19 protein-coding genes and 1 pseudogene are annotated in these 20,073 nt (G+C 34.2%); 13 read left to right on the plus strand and 7 right to left on the minus strand.

The window, feature by feature from the left end; translation table 11 throughout:
* The first annotated feature begins 80 nt into the window (after nt 1–80).
* The 3 genes from H0173_RS06400 to H0173_RS06410 all read left to right on the plus strand — a co-directional run bounded on the left by H0173_RS06400 (nt 81) and on the right by H0173_RS06410 (nt 1,818).
* Nucleotides 81–533 (plus strand): MarR family winged helix-turn-helix transcriptional regulator, encoded by a 453-nt coding sequence (locus H0173_RS06400; protein ID WP_221845513.1) that lies wholly within the window; start codon nt 81–83, stop codon nt 531–533.
* A gap of 120 nt (nt 534–653) precedes the next feature.
* Nucleotides 654–1,328, plus strand: a complete 675-nt coding sequence (locus H0173_RS06405; RefSeq protein WP_221845514.1) for a Type 1 glutamine amidotransferase-like domain-containing protein — start codon at nt 654–656, stop codon at nt 1,326–1,328.
* Between the two features lie 94 nt (nt 1,329–1,422).
* Nucleotides 1,423–1,818, plus strand: a complete 396-nt coding sequence (locus tag H0173_RS06410; RefSeq protein WP_221845515.1) for a VOC family protein — start codon at nt 1,423–1,425, stop codon at nt 1,816–1,818.
* A 170-nt stretch (nt 1,819–1,988) separates the two neighbouring features.
* Here H0173_RS06410 and H0173_RS06415 read toward each other — a convergent pair whose 3' ends face one another.
* The 6 genes and pseudogenes from H0173_RS06415 to H0173_RS06440 all read right to left on the minus strand — a co-directional run.
* On the minus strand, nt 1,989–3,386 hold the full coding sequence (locus tag H0173_RS06415; RefSeq protein WP_221845516.1) for a UDP-N-acetylmuramoyl-tripeptide--D-alanyl-D-alanine ligase: 1,398 nt from the start codon (nt 3,384–3,386) through the stop codon (nt 1,989–1,991).
* Nucleotides 3,387–3,590: 204 nt separating this feature from the next.
* Nucleotides 3,591–4,367, minus strand: coding sequence for a YheC/YheD family protein (locus H0173_RS06420; RefSeq protein ID WP_221845517.1), 777 nt, complete (start codon nt 4,365–4,367; stop codon nt 3,591–3,593).
* 45 nt (nt 4,368–4,412) lie between these two features.
* Nucleotides 4,413–5,582, minus strand: a complete 1,170-nt coding sequence (locus H0173_RS06425) for a 2-aminoethylphosphonate aminotransferase (protein ID WP_221845518.1) — start codon at nt 5,580–5,582, stop codon at nt 4,413–4,415.
* A 5-nt stretch (nt 5,583–5,587) separates the two neighbouring features.
* A complete protein-coding gene (aepY, locus tag H0173_RS06430; RefSeq protein ID WP_221845519.1) occupies nt 5,588–6,724 on the minus strand; it encodes a phosphonopyruvate decarboxylase in 1,137 nt (378 codons plus the stop codon).
* Between the two features lie 4 nt (nt 6,725–6,728).
* A complete protein-coding gene (aepX, locus tag H0173_RS06435) occupies nt 6,729–7,634 on the minus strand; it encodes a phosphoenolpyruvate mutase (protein ID WP_221845520.1) in 906 nt (301 codons plus the stop codon).
* A gap of 512 nt (nt 7,635–8,146) precedes the next feature.
* Nucleotides 8,147–8,221 (minus strand): annotated as a pseudogene (locus H0173_RS06440) (YjcZ family sporulation protein); the annotation flags it as partial.
* Between the two features lie 529 nt (nt 8,222–8,750).
* Between H0173_RS06440 and H0173_RS06445 the strand changes: the two are divergent.
* The 3 genes from H0173_RS06445 to H0173_RS06455 all read left to right on the plus strand — a co-directional run bounded on the left by H0173_RS06445 (nt 8,751) and on the right by H0173_RS06455 (nt 11,289).
* The gene (locus tag H0173_RS06445) at nt 8,751–9,077 is read left to right on the plus strand and encodes a stage II sporulation protein P (protein ID WP_221845521.1); all 327 of its coding nucleotides are present in this window, start codon (nt 8,751–8,753) and stop codon (nt 9,075–9,077) included.
* 826 nt (nt 9,078–9,903) lie between these two features.
* Nucleotides 9,904–10,743 carry a hypothetical protein gene (locus tag H0173_RS06450; protein WP_221845522.1) on the plus strand — a complete coding sequence of 280 codons (840 nt, stop codon included), beginning with the start codon at nt 9,904–9,906 and terminating at the stop codon, nt 10,741–10,743.
* A 180-nt stretch (nt 10,744–10,923) separates the two neighbouring features.
* On the plus strand, nt 10,924–11,289 hold the full coding sequence (locus H0173_RS06455) for a DUF4181 domain-containing protein (RefSeq protein ID WP_221845523.1): 366 nt from the start codon (nt 10,924–10,926) through the stop codon (nt 11,287–11,289).
* 62 nt (nt 11,290–11,351) lie between these two features.
* On the opposite strand, the gene pdxR is transcribed toward H0173_RS06455, so the two are convergent.
* A complete protein-coding gene (gene pdxR / locus H0173_RS06460; RefSeq protein WP_221845524.1) occupies nt 11,352–12,782 on the minus strand; it encodes a MocR-like pyridoxine biosynthesis transcription factor PdxR in 1,431 nt (476 codons plus the stop codon).
* Between the two features lie 105 nt (nt 12,783–12,887).
* On the opposite strand from pdxR, the gene pdxS reads away from it, so the two are divergent.
* The 7 genes from pdxS (at nt 12,888) to H0173_RS06490 (ending at nt 19,360) form a co-directional block, all read left to right on the plus strand.
* A complete protein-coding gene (pdxS, locus tag H0173_RS06465) occupies nt 12,888–13,772 on the plus strand; it encodes a pyridoxal 5'-phosphate synthase lyase subunit PdxS (protein ID WP_221845525.1) in 885 nt (294 codons plus the stop codon).
* 1 nt (nt 13,773) lies between these two features.
* Entirely contained in the window at nt 13,774–14,364 is a 591-nt protein-coding gene (gene pdxT / locus H0173_RS06470; RefSeq protein WP_221845526.1) for a pyridoxal 5'-phosphate synthase glutaminase subunit PdxT, read from the plus strand.
* Between the two features lie 251 nt (nt 14,365–14,615).
* Nucleotides 14,616–15,989: a S41 family peptidase gene (locus H0173_RS06475; RefSeq protein WP_221845527.1), complete on the plus strand. Its 1,374-nt coding sequence runs from the start codon at nt 14,616–14,618 to the stop codon at nt 15,987–15,989.
* Nucleotides 15,990–16,185: 196 nt separating this feature from the next.
* Nucleotides 16,186–16,356, plus strand: coding sequence for a VOC family protein (locus H0173_RS22675; RefSeq protein ID WP_396021191.1), 171 nt, complete (start codon nt 16,186–16,188; stop codon nt 16,354–16,356).
* 216 nt (nt 16,357–16,572) lie between these two features.
* Entirely contained in the window at nt 16,573–16,839 is a 267-nt protein-coding gene (locus tag H0173_RS06480) for a hypothetical protein (RefSeq protein WP_221845528.1), read from the plus strand.
* Nucleotides 16,840–17,253: 414 nt separating this feature from the next.
* Entirely contained in the window at nt 17,254–18,099 is an 846-nt protein-coding gene (locus H0173_RS06485) for a DUF2785 domain-containing protein (RefSeq protein ID WP_221845529.1), read from the plus strand.
* Between the two features lie 805 nt (nt 18,100–18,904).
* A complete protein-coding gene (locus tag H0173_RS06490) occupies nt 18,905–19,360 on the plus strand; it encodes a hypothetical protein (protein WP_221845530.1) in 456 nt (151 codons plus the stop codon).
* Nucleotides 19,361–20,073: the final 713 nt, after the last annotated feature.

Here is a 20,073-nt window from a genome sequence, read left to right on the forward strand (position 1 = left end):
TGCTTACAAACTTATTATATACTAATAAAGTTTAATGATTCAACTATTTTTTTATTAAAGTATATTTAGGGGCGAGAAATATGGAAAAGGGTAATCATTTGTTTTTTCAATTTGAACATTTATTTTGGGATGTATCTAGAAATATGGGGTATATTTGGAAGCAAATATTTGAGAACAGCTTTCCTGGTTCTCAATCATATATTATGTTTAAGCTTGAACAAAGCGGCAGAATGAGAATGTCCAAGCTGGCTGATTCTCTGCATCTTACTCCAGGCGCCGTAACGATTGCTTCAGATAAATTAATTGATCAAGGGTACATCATTCGAATTCGAGATGATAAAGATCGCCGGGTTGTTTATTTGGAACTGACTCAGGATGGAAAAGAAGCACTAAATGAATTAAGAAATGGAGGAAGACAGATAATGAGGAGTGTATTCAACGGATTATCAGAGGCTGATTTGCAAAGACTTATAGAAATTTTTGAACGGGCGACTGCAAACCTAAATATCGCAAGAGAAGAGTTTGATAAGTAATTGAAAGCTTTCCTTTTCCATGTAATATTCAGGTTTTTTGAAGGTTATAGTAATTTTTTATCGAATTATTTTATTTTAAGAATTCGTGTGAAATCATAAATATGAAAGTGAGTAAAATTTATGGGGAAAATCATTGCAATTGGAGGTGGCTATCAAGGTGGAAATTTTGATTGTCAGCTTGAGAAGATTATTCGGAATTTAATTAAAAAGGAAAAGCCAAAGGTTATTTTTATTCCATATGGTTCAAACGATTTTGAAGAAAACTATAATGAATTTAAGCATATTTATGAAACCCTTGGTTGCCATGTAAATTTACTGCAACCAGGTGATGAACATCTATTGCATCAAGCTGATCTAATCTACCTTGGCAGAGGTGAAACTATCCCTCTGGTAGAGACGTTAAGAGAAACGAATATCATTCCATTATTATTTCAAGCAAGTGAGAATGGGGCTATTATCGCTGGATTTAGTGCCGGTGCGCATGCTTTGTTCACCTTGGCAGGCAGTAATGAAAAAGATATCGGGTATACAATCGTAGAGGGAATCGGTATGGTTGAGGGATGTATGATGTCCCACTATAATTATACTGAAAGAGCAGAGGCGTTCCACAAGCTGTTGAGTAAAAGAAGATTAGCAGGGATTGGACTTGAGGATCATACGATGGTGGTGGTTGAAGATAATGTGGCAAGTTTTTATTCATCCAAAGCAGGTTCAAGTGTGTATTTAATTAAAACAGTGAATTTTCAAGAGCCTATACGTATAATGCCGGACGAAAAAATTCAATTACCTCTATAAAATGTAGTAAAAAATGAAGGAACTGCAATACGATGTCTAGAATACATATTGCAAGAAATAAAGAATCAAATGCGTTGAAAAAAGGAGGATATTTATGGGAAGATTAATCCATTTTGAAATTCATGTTGATGACATGGAACGAGCTAAAAAGTTTTATGGTGATGTATTTGGATGGAGGTTTGAGGATTGGAGTGATTATGCAGGGATGTCTTATTTCGGAGCTGTGACTGGCGATGAAAATGAGCCTGGAATTAATGGAGCTTTAATGCAGCGGCAAGGTCCTCCTCCACAACCGAACCAGCCTTTGAATGGCTATGCTTGTACAATGGGAGTAGCGGATTACGATTCTATTGAAGCTAAAATTTTAAATAATGGCGGTAAGGTGGCAATGCCGAAGTATGCTCTACCTGGTATGGCCTGGCAAGGATATTATATCGATACAGAAGGAAATGTCTTTGGCATTCACCAGCCAGACGAAAATGCAAAATAAAATTTTAACATTATAAATAAATAAAGGACCTTATCCTAGGGGGAGAATACAATAACGCCTGAGCTTAGGGCCCTTTTTAAATTTATGTCATTTTGATAGTAAAGCATAAAACATTCGGTGCCGACCATTTATTAAATAAAACTTTTATATTATGTCTGATTTTATAATCATTATCCGCGTTTTAATTTACTTTTCAATTTTACAATGGGTTGATTAGTTGATGAACATTTAATAAGTAAGATACTGTTTTTATCTAAGATCTTTTCTAATAATAATTCCACTCCTTGAATATCAGGAAAAGAGTAAACATCACCCTTTAAACCTCTTGTTTTTGCTCGTTCTGCTATCACGGCAGCCAAAGGGCCAACTGTTATTAACGTGTCTACCCCGATTTCTGCAATCTTTTCACCAACCTGATAATGGTATTCTAAGCTTAGATCTCCTAAACGCTTAAAGTCTCCAATAAGGGCTACCTTTTTCCTCCCATTTGATATCCCATTCAGAGTTTCAATTGCAGCTATTAAAGAAGAGGGTGTTGAACTCCAAGTATCATCTACAATGATATACCCACCTTTGGTTATAATGCACTCAAAGTGAGAGGGAAGGTTGGAAAATGTCCTAATACGACTTGCTGATTCTTTTATTCCAATTCCCATTTCAAATGCTGCAGCTATGGCAGCAAGTGCATTAAGGACCTGATGTTGTCCATACCCAGGAACAAAGACTGGATATCTTTTATTAAAAATAGAATATTTCCCTTTCTTATAGGTAAGTTCAAATCTCATTCCATTCTGATCATATTGAATTTTAGATGCCTTAAAATTAGCACGATTGTTTATTCCGAAGGTTAGCAATTTCCCTTTAAAACTTTTAATTCCCATTTTTTTGATGTTTTCATCGTCTGCATTCACAATGAGAGTGCCATTAGAACCTACTGCTTGAATCATCTCCGCTTTTGCTTGGATATACGCTTCCGGTGTTTTGCACCCATCAAGATGATAGACTCCTATATTAGTAATTATTCCGATTGTTGGCTTAAAGTATTTGGATGCGAGGATCACATCACCTGGCTTGCCGACAGCTGATTCAAATACAGCTGCATCTGTGTCCTTCTCAATTGATAATAGATAAGTGAGATTATGGGTCCTTGAGTTTGCTGATTTTTTTGTACCAGTAACTTTATGGTCAAAATTCAGGATATGTTTAATCATATCCTTTGTTGTTGATTTTCCATTTGTACCAGTGATTGAAACAACTGGAATTGAAAATTGATCTCTATAGAAATCAACGAACTTCCAAAATGCACTTTCAATATTTTCTACTTTAATAACTGTACACATGCCGATTTTTTCTAATTCAGGAAAAATGATATCTGTTACTACTACACAAGGAGTTGATTTGGAAATTTTCTCCCAATCAATTTTCCATTTCTGTCTTAAGAAAAGAAGCTTATTTTGATCAATTTTTTCTTGATGATAGATTATATCATGAACCTTGAAATCATCTGAACCTTGTATTAGTTGTCCATTTATACATTGGCGGATATCTTTCACGGACAATAAAATCAATTTGTTTTCCTCCCAAAGTTTTATTACTTTATTTTATGTCTAAAGTCCTGTTTAGTTTGTATGGGAGCCTTTTTGCACTTATTGAATTTAAGTAATTAATATCTTAATAAATTTAGAAAAAATATTAATCAAAACATGAAAATCCCCTAGTTTTAATTTAAACTAGGGGATTGATTATTTTTTTATTGTGTATAAATGGCAATTTTAGGCCTCTTTTTGCTGTTTTCGAATTTCCATAATACGCTTCCAGACAGCTTTGTTTTCAACCTCGGCAAAACTACGGATGCTGGGGGTTGTATTCACTTCAAATATTACAGGTTTGCCGTGTTTATACAGACCGATATCCAATCCATATTCCCTGCACGGATATTTTTGAGCCATTACTTCAGCTGCAGAAGTTGCCAATTTACTAATATTATTAATTACCTTATCTTTTTTTGATTTTTTCATGTGAAGATGTAACGATAATAAATCATTTATCGATATGACTTTGGCACCTTGATGTGAATTGACAATTCCATTTTCTACAGCTTCTTCTAACCCAATCTTCGAATACATGCCCCCAACTATCCATTTGCCTTTAAGATTCTGAACATGAACACGAATGACAAAAGGCTGCGCATTTTTTGTTGTACTGTTTATGGCTTGCTGAATTACATAAGGTCCGCTTAATCTCCCAAACTTCAAAAACGGGTTCAGAAACTGATGAAACTCTTCTATTGTTGAAACACATCTACCTACAGGTTTGCCTTGAATCGTAAAGCCGTTAAAACAAAAGGTATTGTCTTTTCGTTTAGAGATTTTATAAATGGACCTTCCTTGTCCTGTTGTATCATGTTTTACATAAACATAATCATACCGATCTAGTAATTTTTTTAGATTTTTGACACTATATATCTTTGTTTTTGGAATATTTTTAGCGGTTAAGGGGTTATTTTGGAACAGCACAGCTTGTTCCCATTTTCCTACAGCATCACTCAAAAAAATACACCTCATTTTTAGTGTTTTAACATTTTTGGTGAAGGTTTATATGGTAGGATAGTTTTCTTTCCCACCGTATAGGACTTCTGTTAAATTTTCATCTGTAGTATCGATTCCTAACTTTTGAAAATATTTTTCCAATAATGTTAAAAAGAGATCAATATCACTTTCTTTAAGATCCCCAATATTTGCTATTCTAAAAGAATTCATTTGGTTCAGCTTTCCTGGATAAATCGTTATTCCATTCTCATAAAAATAATCATGCATTTTCGTAAAATCATACGTACTGCATGTGGGTTCCACTATTGCTGTTATTATTTTTGAATGATGTTTGTCAGGAACAAGATATTTAAGTCCAAGACTAGTCATTCCAGCAATTAACGATTCCCATAGAAGCGTATATCGTTTGTATCTTTCCGTTACACCTTCTTCTTTTAGCTCAATTATTGCTTGTTTCAATGCATAAATTGTCTGGACAGGGGGGGTAAAACGCATCTGCCCAGTCTCAAGGAAACTTTTATATTGTGAATATAGATTTAAATAATAATTAGTTGGTTTCGTATGTTTTTCTTTCGATAAATTGCTTTTTTTAGCTACAACAAAGGAGACTCCTGCCATTCCCTGGAGATTTTTATTGGCACTTGCAGCTAAATAATTAATATTCATTTTGTTCATATCAATTGGGATTGCCCCAAATGAACTCATGGCATCTACCATCATCTCGATATTATTTTCCTTGCAAATGGTACCAATTGCCTCTATATCGTTCAATAATCCTGTAGTTGTTTCGTTATGCACGACTGCGAGATAGGAAATGGTTTGAGGAAGTTCCTGAATAAATGATTGCAGCAAATCTAATTGAATGGGCTGATATGGCACACTTTTAAATTCAATCCAATCTAATTGATAAGCTTCTGCAATTTCACACATTCGTTTTCCATAAGCACCATTATTAATAATTAGAATAGTGCCATCGGTCATAACGGAACTTAAGATTGACTCCACAGCAGCAGTACCTGATCCTCCGAACAGAATAGTAGTATATTCCTGTAAATCCGCTACTAAACTAGTTAGTTCAGAGGTTACGAATTGCATTAATTCACAGAAACTTTTTTCACGAGGGCATATATCAGGTACCACTTGAGCGTATTTAACCGAATCTGTGGTAGTAGCTGGGCCGGGATTTAATAAGATATTTCGTTTAACACTCTCCATGCCGTTCATCCTTTTTCGTTAATATAATTTAGCAGACGATTTTTCACCTCATGTGGAGCTACTTTTGGGCGGCCTAAGTTGGGAAATGATCCTTTGGATATTTTCATATATAGAAATGTAAGACCTTTTGTCATTTTCCATAATTGAATTTGTTCTTCAAGCTCTTTTAAATTATGGATATAGATAGAGTATTCGTAACCGCAAGCAGCAGCAATTGCCACCATATTTACGTTGTGGGAAACGGTACTTTGCCCGCCAGTTGAATCATGAGCTTCATTATCTAGTAATATATGAAGCATATTTTTTGGACGGTAATAGCCATTTGTTGCTAAACTCCCCATCCGCATAAGGAGTGAACCATCACCGTCTATGGCAACTACATCTAGATCATTTCGGGAATAGGCTAAACCTAATCCTAATGAACTGACACACCCCATAGATCCAACCATATAAAGATTATTTTCAGCATCTTCCATTTCGTAAAGCTCTCGTCCAGTTTTTCCGGTAGTTGCAATTTGTACTGTATTCTCGTCTTTCAAGCTATTAATCACATTTAAAGTTTCAAACCTCGTTGGCAGCTCATCCAACGAATTTTTTTCGATTATTATTTTATTATGATGAATTATATGTTTCTCTATCATTAATGACTCACTTTCAAAGGTTCCTTTTTTCACAACAAAGAAGAAAGGCTTGTTTTTTTCAATCCATTTGTTGGCTGTTTCAATTTGCAACTTTGCTTCATTAAAATCCGAGGAAAGGAATTGCCATGGAATACCCATTAGATCGAGAATCTTTGTTGTAATCTTTCCCATTAGTTCATGCTGGGGTTCATCAGGTAGTCCTTGTTCTCCTCGCAAACTAACAAAACCAAGAACAGGTATTTGAAACGGGTGAGTTAAGGATGTCAATGGAGAAACAGCATTGGCAAGACCTGAGTTTTGCATTAAAACGACTGGTTTTCTGCCTCCTAAATATGCTCCAGATGCTATAGCAACAGCATCACCTTCATTTACGGCTGCCATGTATTCACACTCATTTATGGCATAGTTAATAAGACTTTTTAAAAATGAACAGGGGACTCCACTGTAAAAGTCATAGCCAAGTCTTTTAAGTTCGTGTCCAAAAGCAGTTGTTTTTAACATAGTATTACTCCACTTCCAAATTTGGTTTGTTAAAGGATGTTGGTAAATATTTTTTCTCAGCTCTCTGAAGTTCATCAGCGTTTTGGATTCTAAAAATTTCCTCAACACTTGCTAAAGAGTCTTCCACTCCAATAAGACTTTCATCTTGATGAATTTGTTTTGATAACTTCTGCATCGCAGTGAGAGAGGCCCTTAGATTATGATTGGCCCAGATTACAGCATTGATGCCTAATTTCCTGAACTCTTCTGTTGGAGTGGAATAATATTTGGTAGGGACAATGACTATTGGATGTCTCCCATTCCATTCTTTAATAAATGCTTCGATTTCATTAAAATCAGATTTTTTACTGTGAATAAGGATCGCATCAGCACCAGCCTGCCTATAGGCTTCTGCTCGTTTAAGAGCTTCTTCTAATCCCCAGCCTGCAATTAAAGCCTCAACCCTAGCTACAACAATAAAATCTTCGTCCATCTGGGTATCCTTCATAGCACGAATTTTCCCGCAAAATTCTTCGATTGATGCGAGTGGCTGGGCTTCTCCGTTAATAAATGAGTTTGTTTTCGGAAAAATTTTATCTTCAATACAAACCCCTGCGATATCCAATTGTTCTAATTTCTTAACCAGTCGCCTGGCATTGTTGAAATTTCCATATCCTGTATCCCCATCTAGCAGGATTGGTATTGTCGTAGCATCACTCATAAACTCTAGAATATCTAAAACTTGAGTCCACGATGCCTCATTGTTATCTCTAACTCCCATTGAAGCAGATATTGAAAGTCCACTAGCCCATATGGCTTTAAAGCCAGCTTCTTCAACGACTTTTGCAGAAAGGCCGTTATGGGCTTCCATAATAAATTCTGGCTTTTGTGGAGAATTCAGCAAATGTTTTAATTTGGTTGTTTTCTTCATGTTGATCTCCTCACAATATATAGGTTTTGTTTATATGTCACTCTGTCACTGCAGAAATTGAAAATAAACTAATGATCATTTTTAGATGTTTATAACATTAAATTCAATTTGAAAAGTTCCGAAACGGACAGTAGTTTAGATTTGCGAAATGATTGTGGTTTTAAAATAGAACATCTAAAGTGGGCAATTAGGAGTAAAGCAGGGAAAATTAATATTTCTAATTCACTAGACATACAATTGGTCAAAATGTGCAATAGTTCATTAGATTTGACTACAATGAACAAAAAAAGAGCCTAAAGGCTCTTTAGTAGACTGTTATATTCGTTTTGTGTCTAAAAGAATCTTCGTCTACTTCTGAAAAATGCAATGCGTCTTCTTCTTTCTATCTCAATGGGAATAAACCGTCTTCTTCTAAAGCGATTAGGGAAAAAAAACATAATTTAGTATCCTCCTTTTACTAAAGAAATCTAAGCATGATAGCAGTTTCTAAACTGTAAGTTGTTCGAAAACATTTAGTAGTTCATTAAAGAAGCACCGACAATGATTAGGAGAATGAATAACACTACGATTAAGACAAAGCTACTGCCGCGCTATAACGCCACCATATCCTGATGACCCATACATATTATCAGGACCTTTCTGATTATCTGCGGAAAAAATACCATCCTCATTAAATTTATAGTTTTTTGGTTATGAAAAGCTTGGACAAGCATCATGATATCAATAAAAATCAGCATCTTTGAGATATGAAAAGAACGTATGCAATACATGCAAACGTTCCTTTGGAGGTACATTTTCTAAGAAGAAGGCAGGTGTTAGTAATAACATATTCGTTAAGAATAATATGGATTGGACAAGTGCTGATGAAAAGTAAATTAAATTGAGGATCGGCATTCATATATTATTAATACAGTAATAGTCCTATTATTTATGCTGAAAGGATATTAGATTCAATTTAAATATTTATGTCGGAGTTCTTCCAGGGAAAAAATTTTCAATTGGGTAGCTGATAAAATAATGATAGTATGGTGTATTTTGGAAAAGTTTAAGAATTTAATATTGGAATAGAAATACACTACATTATTTGATGATAGATTAATTAAAGGAGTCATTTATTTGAGCTCAAAGATTGAAAAGGTAATCCCTAAAAGATTAGCAATATATTTATGGAAAAGTCTACCTAAATCAAGTATTAATTACGAAGAAAATTATAGGTTTGCTGAACTTCTCCATAATAAGATTGAGGAAGAATATCCCGGATTATCTCGAGGAGTCTTGGTTAAAAACAATGAATACAAGCAAAATACTTATAATCAAGAACTTTTTGGCAGCTCTGTATTGCTTGAGATAGGCGGATTTGAAAACACTTTGCAGGAGGAATACAGAACCGCTGATGTTCTTGCAGAGATCATTCAAGATATTCTTAAGGGAGATAATAAATAAACGATTTTAGCTGCACTTTATGAATGATCATCATAATACAAAATATTGATGAAAGGGCATTCTTAAATGGTAAGTAGATTCGTTTCGGTGGAGAAACATACCAAATAGTATGCTAATTAGCAGACCAAACCTCCTATGATTTGATTTCTTATTTTCCTCATATTTATCAACGACTATGAGATTTTTATTACTTTAATTAGCAAGCAAAATCGAAACCTAAAAACATCTCGACAATTGTTGTTGTCAAAGTACTAATTACTAGGTTAATTAATATGCTTTTTACTATGTTGAATTGTTTTAAGTAGGTAATTGATGTTTTTTTGAGTAACCAGAGATAATTAAAATAAGCGGAGATTTTTCGGTTAAACTGCAGAATAGGGCTCGGTTCCGGGTATATAAGCGGAGTTTTTCCGACTAAGCAAAGCAATATTACTCATTTTCACGTTTTTCGAGTACATTAGTCAAAATCATTCCGTCTATTTAAGCTATTTTCAGTGCTATTTCCTAATTAAGGGAAATTTCTTCGCTTATTTTTTAAACTCGCTTTAGCGGCTAATGGACTTGTGCAACTTCTCCTTTACACATAATACGGACAAATCTTGAAAAAAAATCCAAAGCTTTTGTGTTCTAATTATATTGTTATTACATGTCCCTTCAATTCTACGAAATCATATGTTATTTGTGTTGCAATTTTAGATTTTCTCCACGTTATAGGAACTACTTACTTAAATAGGAATGCTATTTTAAGCGGTAAGTAATTTTATGATAAGGAATTCAGTTCACACAAAATATTTACCCCTCATAATATTAAACCAGGGTGATGAATATGCGAAATCGAAAATTAAATGAAAAAATTTCCTATCATCAAAAATATTTTCGTCCATCTTGCTTAAAAGCATTAAATTTAAGATTTGATAATTGGGAGTTCTTCGCTCCTTATGATGAAAAAACTCATGACCAAATTCAATTGCCTTCAGAATTAACTAGAACTCCAGAAGATACCCTTGTTAACTATTTTAGTATTTTACTTGAAGCTGAAAATATGTATGACAGAAGTTGTGGTACCGTTGGTCAGGCAAAAATTCCATTTCCAATTGCATATAATTTTTTATCTAAAGAGTATCAAAATAAATTTAGCTATAAAGAATTTCTAAATTCTTTTGCTGGAATTGGACATACGAGCTTGATCAAGCTTTGTCAAGTGCCAGATGGAAAACATGGCATAAGGTTTTTTTATGAAATTGAAACGATTGAGGGGTTTGAAAGCAGAAAAGCGGAGTATTTCGGGTATTCTTACGGCTTTATTCAACTTATCCAAGAAAAAGAAGGTTATCGAATTTCAGATTTAAGTAAAATGGAAGAAGATTTCTTATGCGCTCCATATCATGGCTGGGATCATGACGGGGAAACGGTTGTAGAAGTGAAATATGGAAATTGGTGCAAATTAATACAACATATGTACCCAACAATGAAAAATGGGTATATAAAAAATATTTACTTTCATGGGAATGATGGGGCAGATTATTGTATTATTTTTATTTCATTAACAAATGGAACTGACGTAGAAATTGCTCAATTTCGTAAATCAGGAAATCAAAACTGGAAACAAATTAACTTAAAGCCTGAAGAAGAGTGTTTAACGGAAAATGCTACGGAAGATTTGTAGCTTGTTCTTTAATGTTTCTATATTAGTAGAAACCCTTAAATAAAAAAGCATTTTGTTAAAAGGTCTGGATTTATATGGTAAAATATACTGGAAGAAATGTAATTGTTCGATTTTAAATGTTATTCTTTAATAAGCAAAAAAGATTGTAATAGTCAAAATTAAGATAACAGGTGATTGATTGTGAGATTTATTGTGCTAGGCGCATTTATTATCATTTTATTGTTCATCATAGAAAGAGTAATGAATAAATTATTGGGTGTGAAAAAGAAAAAAATTTCAGAAACGACTGGTAAAAACATTGACATTTGGAGAAGGGGAATAATATTAGTCATTTTTTTATGCAGTTACCCATTTGCAATTAATATTCATTTGAATATAAAATTGCTTTTTATTCCGTATGCCATTCTATTAATAGGATCTGAAGCTTTTATGGAGTGGAAGTACATTAAAAACTCAAAACAATTTATTACTACCCTTACTCTATTAATATTTGTAATAATTTTTATATTTAATATCGAGTTTTTATATAACCTTGTACAATCATAAATCTTTATAAAAGCAAAGGGAGCTTTTAAAGAACCCTTTGCTTTTATTTTATATTGTGAACTTTATTTAAATTGTTCATATGAACTAATGCTGTTTGATTTTGAAATCCCCCAACAGTCCATTAATTGGTGAATGCCTTCCTCCATTTGATCTAATGGAATACCGCCAAAGCCAAATAAAAATGTAGGATATTTGTATTCAATTGGAGTTAATAAATAATCGCTTACCGGATAGATCGCAATATTTGCTTTTGACGCAAGCTGTTTTAATTCATTCTCACTTTTTGGCTGCGGGACAGAAATTAAAATGTGCATTCCTGCTTGATCTCCAGTAATCAAGACATTAGGATAATTATCTTCAAATATTTGAGTTATTTTATCATGTTTTTTCCGATAAATTTTCCGCATACGGTTCAAGTGCTTGGAGAAGTATCCATCTCTCATAAAGCTAGCTAATATATGCTGATCAAATCTCGGCACAGTTGCAGAGTAAAAACTAAATATTTCTCTATATTTTGTAAGTAATGTAATAGGCAAAACAAAATATGCAACACGTAATGAAGGCATTAGTGACTTTGTGAAAGTGCTTATATAAATTACTTTATTATTTTGGTCTAAACCGTGCAGTGCAGGAATAGGCTTTCCAATATAGCGAAATTCACTATCATAATCGTCTTCTATAATGTAGCGATTCTCATCTTTCGCAGCCCATTTTAATAGTTGTGTTCTTCTAGTAGCTGATAGAACGGCACCTGTAGGGAATTGATGTGAAGGTGTAATGTAAACAACATTCGCATTTGTTTTTTCTAGTTCATCGACTATTAAACCATCTTCATCAACCGGAATGGGGATGGCACTATTTTGCAAATGAATTCTTGGGATTGCGGAATATCCAGGATTTTCAAGGGCGAATTTTGAATCACTTTCAAATAATCTTAGAATCATGGGAAGAAGCTGTTCTGTTCCCGAACCAATAACAATCTGTTCTGGTTTACAAACAATTCCCCTGGATTGAAAGAGATATTTGGAAATTTCAACTCTTAAAGCGTATTCTCCTTGAGGATCTCCAATCTGTAACAACTCTTTTGAACTACTATCATATAAATTTTTTGCATATTTTCGCCAAAGTGAAAATGGGAAAGAGTCGGTATCAATTTTTCCTGGATGGAAGTCAAATTGATATACTTTTTTCTCGATTCTATCAATAGGCATATTCATAGGTTCATCTTCAATATAAGGTAATTCATCGATCTCTTCTACAAAAAAACCAATGCGAGGTTTTGAGACGATATAGCCTTCAGCAGAAAGTTGGGCATAGGCAATTTCGATGGTAGTTTGACTGATGTTTAAAAATTCAGCTAATTTTTTTTTTGACGGTAATTTAGCTCCAACGTTGATTTGTTTATGAATAATGGCGTTTTTAATACCAACATAAAGCTGTTCATATAAAGGCTTTGCTGTGCTTTTCTCTAATTTTAACATAAGCATATCCATCTGCAATTCTCCTAACTGACCACATAACTTTTTTAAAACTTGAACCTTTTCATAAAGTCAATTTCTATTATACTAGGAATCAATAAATTATTGGAGGTAATTATTATGAAACAAGTTGGAACAGAAAGAGTAAAACGTGGAATGGCTGAAATGCAAAAAGGCGGCGTTATTATGGACGTCATCAATGCGGAGCAAGCAAAAATTGCAGAAGCTGCAGGTGCAGTAGCTGTTATGGCTTTAGAGCGAGTACCATCAGATATTCGTAAAGCTGGAGGCGTAGCTCGTATGGCAGATCCTCGTATTGTCGAGGAAGTATTGAACGCTGTAACGATTCCTGTAATGGCAAAAGCTCGTATTGGCCATATTGTCGAAGCACGAGTATTAGAATCGATGGGTGTTGATTACATAGATGAAAGTGAAGTATTAACACCTGCTGATGAAGAATTCCATTTATTAAAAAGCGACTACACAGTACCTTTTGTCTGTGGGTGCCGTGATTTAGGAGAAGCTGCACGCCGTATTGGAGAAGGAGCTTCCATGTTACGTACTAAGGGTGAGCCTGGAACAGGAAATATTGTCGAAGCTGTTCGTCATATCCGAAAAGTGAATGCACAAGTGAGACGTGTTGTTGGTATGAATACAGATGAATTAATGACAGAAGCAAAAATTTTAGGCGCACCATTTGAATTATTATTAGAAATAAAAAAATTAGGACGTTTACCAGTTGTAAACTTTGCTGCTGGTGGTGTAGCAACTCCTGCTGATGCAGCATTAATGATGGAACTTGGTGCTGATGGCGTATTTGTAGGATCAGGAATTTTCAAATCAGAAAACCCAGAAAAATTCGCACGTGCTATTGTAGAAGCAACAACTCACTATCAAGACTACAAACTCATTGCTGAAATTTCCAAAGAGTTAGGAACACCAATGAAGGGTATAGATATAGCAACACTTGAAGCAAGTGAACGTATGCAGGAACGTGGTTGGTAATATGCTGAAAATCGGTATATTGGCATTACAAGGTGCAGTCAGAGAACATATTAGACAAATTGAAGAGCTTGGTTGTGAGGCCATTCCAGTTAAATCGGTTGAAGATTTAAGAGAATTAAATGGTCTTGTGTTACCTGGCGGAGAAAGCACAACCATGCGTAAGCTTCTGGATCGTTACGAATTATTGGAACCCATTCGTGCTTTAGCTGAAAAAGGAATTCCGATGTTTGGTACATGTGCAGGTCTGATTTTATTAGCAAAAAAAATCGTTGGATATGATGCACCTCATCTAGGGTTAATGGATGTAGTCGTTGAACGGAACTCATTTGGACGCCAAGTAGATAGTTTTGAAGTGGAGCTGTCCATTCCATGGGAAGAGGAAGACATTCCAGCCGTTTTTATCCGGGCACCACATATCGTCGCTGCAGGTGAAAATGTTGAAATATTGGCAAAACATGAAGATCGCATTGTATTAGCTCGCGAAGGTCAATTTCTAGGTTGTTCTTTTCATCCAGAATTAACGGAAGATACGAGAATAATGAAGTATTTTATTGAAATGGTGAGAGAGAATACAAGTGTAATATCTCAGTAGATGTTTATTGAAAAATTAGGTATGAAAATAGTAAGAGCCAACATACGTAAGTGGTTATACACCGCGTAAGTTGGCTTTTTTTATATACTTAAGAGATAAGGCATGCCTATCATGCTAAAAAAAATCAAAAGTTTATAATTCTGGTCATGTAATATTCCAATAAGCGTGGTTAAAAGAGTCTAGTAGCAAAAACAATTAATTCAACATTATGGTATAATTATCCAAAATTATTTTTGTTTGGAGAAAAATGAATGAAAGCAAATTTTATAGTTTTGTTTTTTTGTCTACTAGTCTTTTTCCTAACAAGTTGTGTGAAAAATGATGATATATTGAGTTCTGATGAGATCCTCAAACTAGAGGTTTTAAACTATGATGATTATTTATCCCCAGAAGTTATGAAAGCTGATTTTAAGTTTCTGGTAAAGAAGATTCTAGAGGTTCATCCAGATCCTAAAAGAAATATCGGGGATAATTGGGATAGGTTAGTCCAGCAAACAGAAAGTCAGTTTAACAAACCAATGTCAGCCAGAGAATATGCTATAAGCCTAATGTCATTTACTAGCCAGTTAAAAGATGCCCATACAGGAGTATATCCGATGAATATGAAAGATAAATTCCTTCCCGTTAAATTTGAATGGGTGAAGGAAGGATTATTAATTGTCGAAAGTAATAACGAGCTTCTTCAAGTAGGTGACTTAGTGATTAAGGTTGGCAATTATTCAATTGAAGAGGTAATTAATTTTATGAGTAGAATTATCTCTGCTGAGAATGAATACTGGATTAAGGAAAAAGGGAAGGATTTCCTTACAAGAGAGATTTTCTTAAGAAGTCTATCAGTATGGAAAGATCATTCTGTTTCGTTGACAATTGAAAGAAATAATAAGCTACTTACATTTGATGTTGATCTCGTAGATAGAAACGAGCTGCAAATCAAAAATAAAGAGGCCTCTCCTTGGTTTAGTTGGGAAATATTAGAGGATAAAGGTATTGGTTATTTTAATATTTCTGAATCTATGATGACTATATATTACGACAAAAAGGTATTAATGTTTTTCGAAGAAATGGAACGAAAAAATATTGGCAAACTAGTTATAGATTTACGCAAAAATTCTGGAGGAACATCCGAGGTAATGACACCATTTTTAAAACACATACAAATAGAACCAATATATTCTATGACATCGAAAGTAAAATACTCTGAAGAGGCTATGAAGCAAATAGGTTACCAAGAAACTTTTGGGTTAAAAGAATATCATTCTCAAGTTGGAGAAAGTACACTTCGAGAACCACAGTTTAATGGTGAAATATTCATTCTTACTAGTTATGCGACGTTCAGTTCTGGTAATATGTTTGCTGTTCATTTTCATGATACTAAAAAAGCAACCATTATTGGAGAACCAACAGGCAACAAACCTACTCAATTTGGAGATCCTTTACCAGTTGAATTGCCTTTTACAAAATATACTTTAGTTATTTCTCATAAGGAGTTTATGAGACCAGATCAATCTCTTAATTCAGAACCTACTCTATTGCCAGATATTTTAATTGAAAAAGAAAAGGAAGACTTTTTATATGGGAAGGATGGACAGCTTGAAAGAATTCTTTCACTTATTTCGAATGAATAGATTGACTTGAGAAATTTTGTAGCTTTGTATATAGAAACTTTGAAACTTGAAAAACCCTTTTGGATAAGTTGTTATGAATATTGAGATGATTGCCGCCTTTATCTTGAATAACATTTAGTAGTTTCACGGAGATTTGCCAATTGTTTTAGAAGAATCGAAAGAATACTAATATAAGACTGATAGTAATGCTTCGGGAATTGTTCTAGGTTTAAAAACAGAAGACATTAATTACACGGTTAAACTGTTAAAAGAACATAATGTTGAATTCATTTTAGAAGAGCCAACAAAGTGCCCTCCAGGAAAATACATAAGATTTAAAGATCCTTTCGGAAATGTCTTAGAGTATTTACAATTTGATTCAAAGTAAAAATATGACAGTTATTTTATTTTAGGTATGGCGCATTTATTTGGGAACGCGTCTATTTTATTTAAGTGCTATTTAATGAAGGAAGAGTCTCAAGGGTAAGTGAAAACCTAAAGTAATGATAGTATGGTGTTTGTGAAAGATTGTACTTAATCTTACGCAGCAGGATAGTGTAAAAAGCAGTAATTTCTTTCGGTAATGTTTAAGGGGAGGATGGATATGATATTCTTTAATAAAGAAGAGGTTTATTTTGGATATTCAATGGAAGACTTTTCAAAGGTAAGATCAATTTTAAATAGAGAAGGCATTAAATATACCCATAAAATTATTGACCCTTCAGGGCAATGGTTCGGACCTGGTACATCGAGAGGAAACTTTGGAAGTTTCGGAATGAACAAGAATTACGAAAAACAATATGTTGTTTCTGTTAAGATAAAAGATGCAGAAAATGCAAAATTTTTTGTACATAGTGTTTTGCATTCATAAGTTTTATTTAACTAAACCAGCTAGTAGAAGCTTATTGATCTTCAACAATCGGGCGCCATTCATTAATATGAATGAGCGTCCTTTTTATATCTGAGAAGATACTTGAAGAAGGTATTTAGGTCAATGATAAAGAATAATGTTTCTTGGGAGAGGATGTAAAATGATTAAGGCTGTCTTAATTGATTTAGATGGAACTTTATTAGAATATGGAAGTATCTGTTCTTGCTGGTGAAGTGTTTGAGCGTCCTGGGCATTTCAGTGTTGGATTTGGGCTTCACCCTGACAAGTTCCGCAGTGCAATGAATTGATGTATTAATTAAATGCATCAAAGGCATGGGAATAGGAATAAGCAGAGTTTCTGTTGAATCATGATCTCGGCGAGCCGAGTGAACGAATGATGAGAGGGATGAGAAAATGAGCGATTCAAGGAACAAATTGATGCTGGATTTGCAAAGAATTGAGAAGGATGAGTATCAGTTACGCGAAGGTGAGCAGCATCAAGATTTCTTACCTTTGTTACTTCAATATATTGGCGATCCTCAGCCAGAATTACGGGATAACCTGATTTATCCAATGTTTTATATGTGGATTAAGGAAGAGAATAGGTTCAGTGGAGAGGAGTTGCGTAGCCTCATAACTGTTCTGACTGATGAGAACCATTTGTTCTATAATATTGGCAGCGAAGATGATCAGTCAGTTTTTACAAGGACGTTTTCTGCCTTGCCTATCGCTTTGATTGTGCAACGCCATAGACAGAATCGATTTTTCAATCAAGCAGAAATTGAGCAATTAATGCATACTATGCTCCGTTATTATAAAGAGGAGAAGGATCTGCGAGGTTACCTTTCAGTAGGAGGCTGGGCTCACAGCGTGTCTCACGGTGCGGATGTTTTTGTCGAGCTGGTGCAGTGCGAGGAGAGCAGCGTTGCAATGGTGCATGAGGTTCTTGTCGCTATTTCTGGCATGCTTCATAATGGTAAACACATTTTTAGCGATGAGGATGATGAGCGTTTGGTCAATATCGTGGATACGATGATTGACAAAGAGTTACTTCCACATAAAGAAATCGCTGATTGGATTAGCAACTTAGCGCAATGCTGCAATTTGCCGAGAAGTCGTAGCCAGGTGATTGCTCGCGTGAACAGCAAGAATTTTTTACGGAGCCTCTATTTCAGAAGGGGACAAGATAGCCGAGGGAAAGAGTTTAACAATGTCATTCTTGGTACTGAGGCAAAATTGAACAGGTTTTCTATCATTTAATGGATTAGAGGGACTATCCCAAAAGCCATGGAAAATCGGCTGAGGGATTGCCCTTTTGTATGTCAAGAAAAACAAAAAGAAACCATCCCTTGGTAAAATGGAAGTACCACCCACCAGGTACAAAAGTAGAGGTATGTATTCCAGATTTACAAAAATTTCGGTGAGGGTTTGAAAATCATTGATTACCAGACAGTTAGAGATTGAACTAATTAGAAACAGCAAATTAATTTGCGGTATAACTGACCTTGCTAAGCTTGTTTCGGATTTAATTAAATAGGGAAGGCGAACGAGTCTTACATAAATAGAAGATATTTCTTTAAGTTTCGGTATTATATAATAGCGGTTTCCAACATTCTTAACATGGCAATTTCTAGTGGTTTCACACTTTCTTTTTTCGATATTATCATGTGCCAAGGCAAGCCTAGTAATATTAACAAAATTGGTTCACGACTTTTTTATCACTCGACACCGTTGTGTAGTTTTATAAAATAGATTGATTAAAAATCCTGTGTTGTATGCAAGGTTTTTTCTTATTTAACAGAAGCGGATAACGGAACCATATTTACCTTATCAAATTCTTCAACAAAGAAGATGAACGAGATCATACGACAGTATCTGAACCTGAACCCATTAAATTAAAGAGTAGTCTAGTAAAATAAATAGAAGTTATTTTTATTCTTTTTATGTTCATCAATAAGGAGCTTTTCTGAAATAAGGAAAGCGTCTTTCTTCATGGAAAGGGCCATTTAATGGAGGAAGAAACCCAAGAAAGATTGAATACATATATAACATTGGGGGGATGGAAATGAACAAGAAGCAAATTGTTGGTTTCATTGTACTTATTGTTATTATGGTAGGCTACTTTTTATTTGAACAGTCAAAGAAAACTACATACGAGGAAGTTATTGCAAATTTAATTGATGAAGATGAAAAGGTTGAGCAAATAACAGTTTATAGCCAAATACCCCTTGTTATGAAAACTGCCTCAGCTACAATTAATGACGAAAAATTGATAAATAAAATTATAAATGAACAAATAAAGTTAAAAAAAATTAATACAATGAAACTTCCAGTAATTATGACTACTTTAGTAATAAAAACTGATAAAGATTCTTATGAAATTGGATTTGATGGAAATAGTATAATGATAGGTTCTGTACGATACTCGACGACTAATCCATCGATCAATCCGATTTATATGTTAGTCAACCAAGATTTAAATTGGGAAATAATAGAGTATACTCCATTTATTTGGAGATAGCGTTGGGTTGGAAAATTCAAAATTAATAGGGAGAAATTCCTGAACAACGGAATCGTTCTTCTTCAACAATCGGGCGCTTTTCGGTAATAAGGAAAGCTTCTATTTTCATGAAAAGGGCCAGATTGCGAAGGAAATATCCTGAGAATCTCTTGCATAACACTTAAATGTAGAAACATATATTTCAAGAAGGGGAAGTGCCTCCTTTGTTGAAGTAGATACTAATGAAGTAACATAAAATTCTACTTATTATGTGAGGTGATGATTTTTTTGATTAGCCTTTTGGAAAACATCTTTCAAATATCAGCAGTAATCCTACTCATATGTGCAGTCTATTATTATAGACACTTTAAAAAAACTAAGAGAGAAAGAAAATTAAACTTATTTGAATTTTCAATTTATATCACAACTCGAATTGCGTTATATCTTTGTGCAGGTAGTTATATTCTTTTGTTTTTGGATAAGAATTTTGGATAGATAGTATTCAACGAACGGGCGCGTTTATCTAGGAACGCGTCTCTTTAAATTGTGAAGTAATGTACTTAAACAAACGATCAGGTTAGTGAAAGAAGGGATATACGATTTGTATGAAGAAATTACAGACATAAGTAGCTATTGGAGCAATTAATATTTTGTTGGGGGGAATTATATTGAAACGGCTTCTCATAGGTATATTGGTGATAATGATTATACTTATTGGAATGTATTTTTTGACT

Source organism: Bacillus sp. S/N-304-OC-R1, assembly GCF_019749375.1.
Taxonomy (GTDB): domain Bacteria; phylum Bacillota; class Bacilli; order Bacillales; family Cytobacillaceae; genus Cytobacillus.

Bases quoted from the DNA above. Each gene is read 5' to 3' on its own strand.
- H0173_RS06400 (WP_221845513.1), top strand. From the start codon at position 81: ATGGAAAAGGGTAATCATTTGTTTTTTCAATTTGAACATTTATTTTGG.
- H0173_RS06405 (WP_221845514.1), top strand. From the start codon at position 654: ATGGGGAAAATCATTGCAATTGGAGGTGGCTATCAAGGTGGAAATTTT.
- H0173_RS06410 (WP_221845515.1), top strand. From the start codon at position 1,423: ATGGGAAGATTAATCCATTTTGAAATTCATGTTGATGACATGGAACGA.
- H0173_RS06425 (WP_221845518.1), bottom strand. From the start codon at position 5,582: ATGGAGAGTGTTAAACGAAATATCTTATTAAATCCCGGCCCAGCTACT.
- aepY (WP_221845519.1), bottom strand. From the start codon at position 6,724: ATGTTAAAAACAACTGCTTTTGGACACGAACTTAAAAGACTTGGCTAT.
- aepX (WP_221845520.1), bottom strand. From the start codon at position 7,634: ATGAAGAAAACAACCAAATTAAAACATTTGCTGAATTCTCCACAAAAG.
- H0173_RS06450 (WP_221845522.1), top strand. From the start codon at position 9,904: ATGCGAAATCGAAAATTAAATGAAAAAATTTCCTATCATCAAAAATAT.
- pdxR (WP_221845524.1), bottom strand. From the start codon at position 12,782: ATGGATATGCTTATGTTAAAATTAGAGAAAAGCACAGCAAAGCCTTTA.
- pdxS (WP_221845525.1), top strand. From the start codon at position 12,888: ATGAAACAAGTTGGAACAGAAAGAGTAAAACGTGGAATGGCTGAAATG.
- pdxT (WP_221845526.1), top strand. From the start codon at position 13,774: ATGCTGAAAATCGGTATATTGGCATTACAAGGTGCAGTCAGAGAACAT.
- H0173_RS06475 (WP_221845527.1), top strand. From the start codon at position 14,616: ATGAAAGCAAATTTTATAGTTTTGTTTTTTTGTCTACTAGTCTTTTTC.
- H0173_RS06480 (WP_221845528.1), top strand. From the start codon at position 16,573: ATGATATTCTTTAATAAAGAAGAGGTTTATTTTGGATATTCAATGGAA.
- H0173_RS06485 (WP_221845529.1), top strand. From the start codon at position 17,254: ATGAGCGATTCAAGGAACAAATTGATGCTGGATTTGCAAAGAATTGAG.
- H0173_RS06490 (WP_221845530.1), top strand. From the start codon at position 18,905: ATGAACAAGAAGCAAATTGTTGGTTTCATTGTACTTATTGTTATTATG.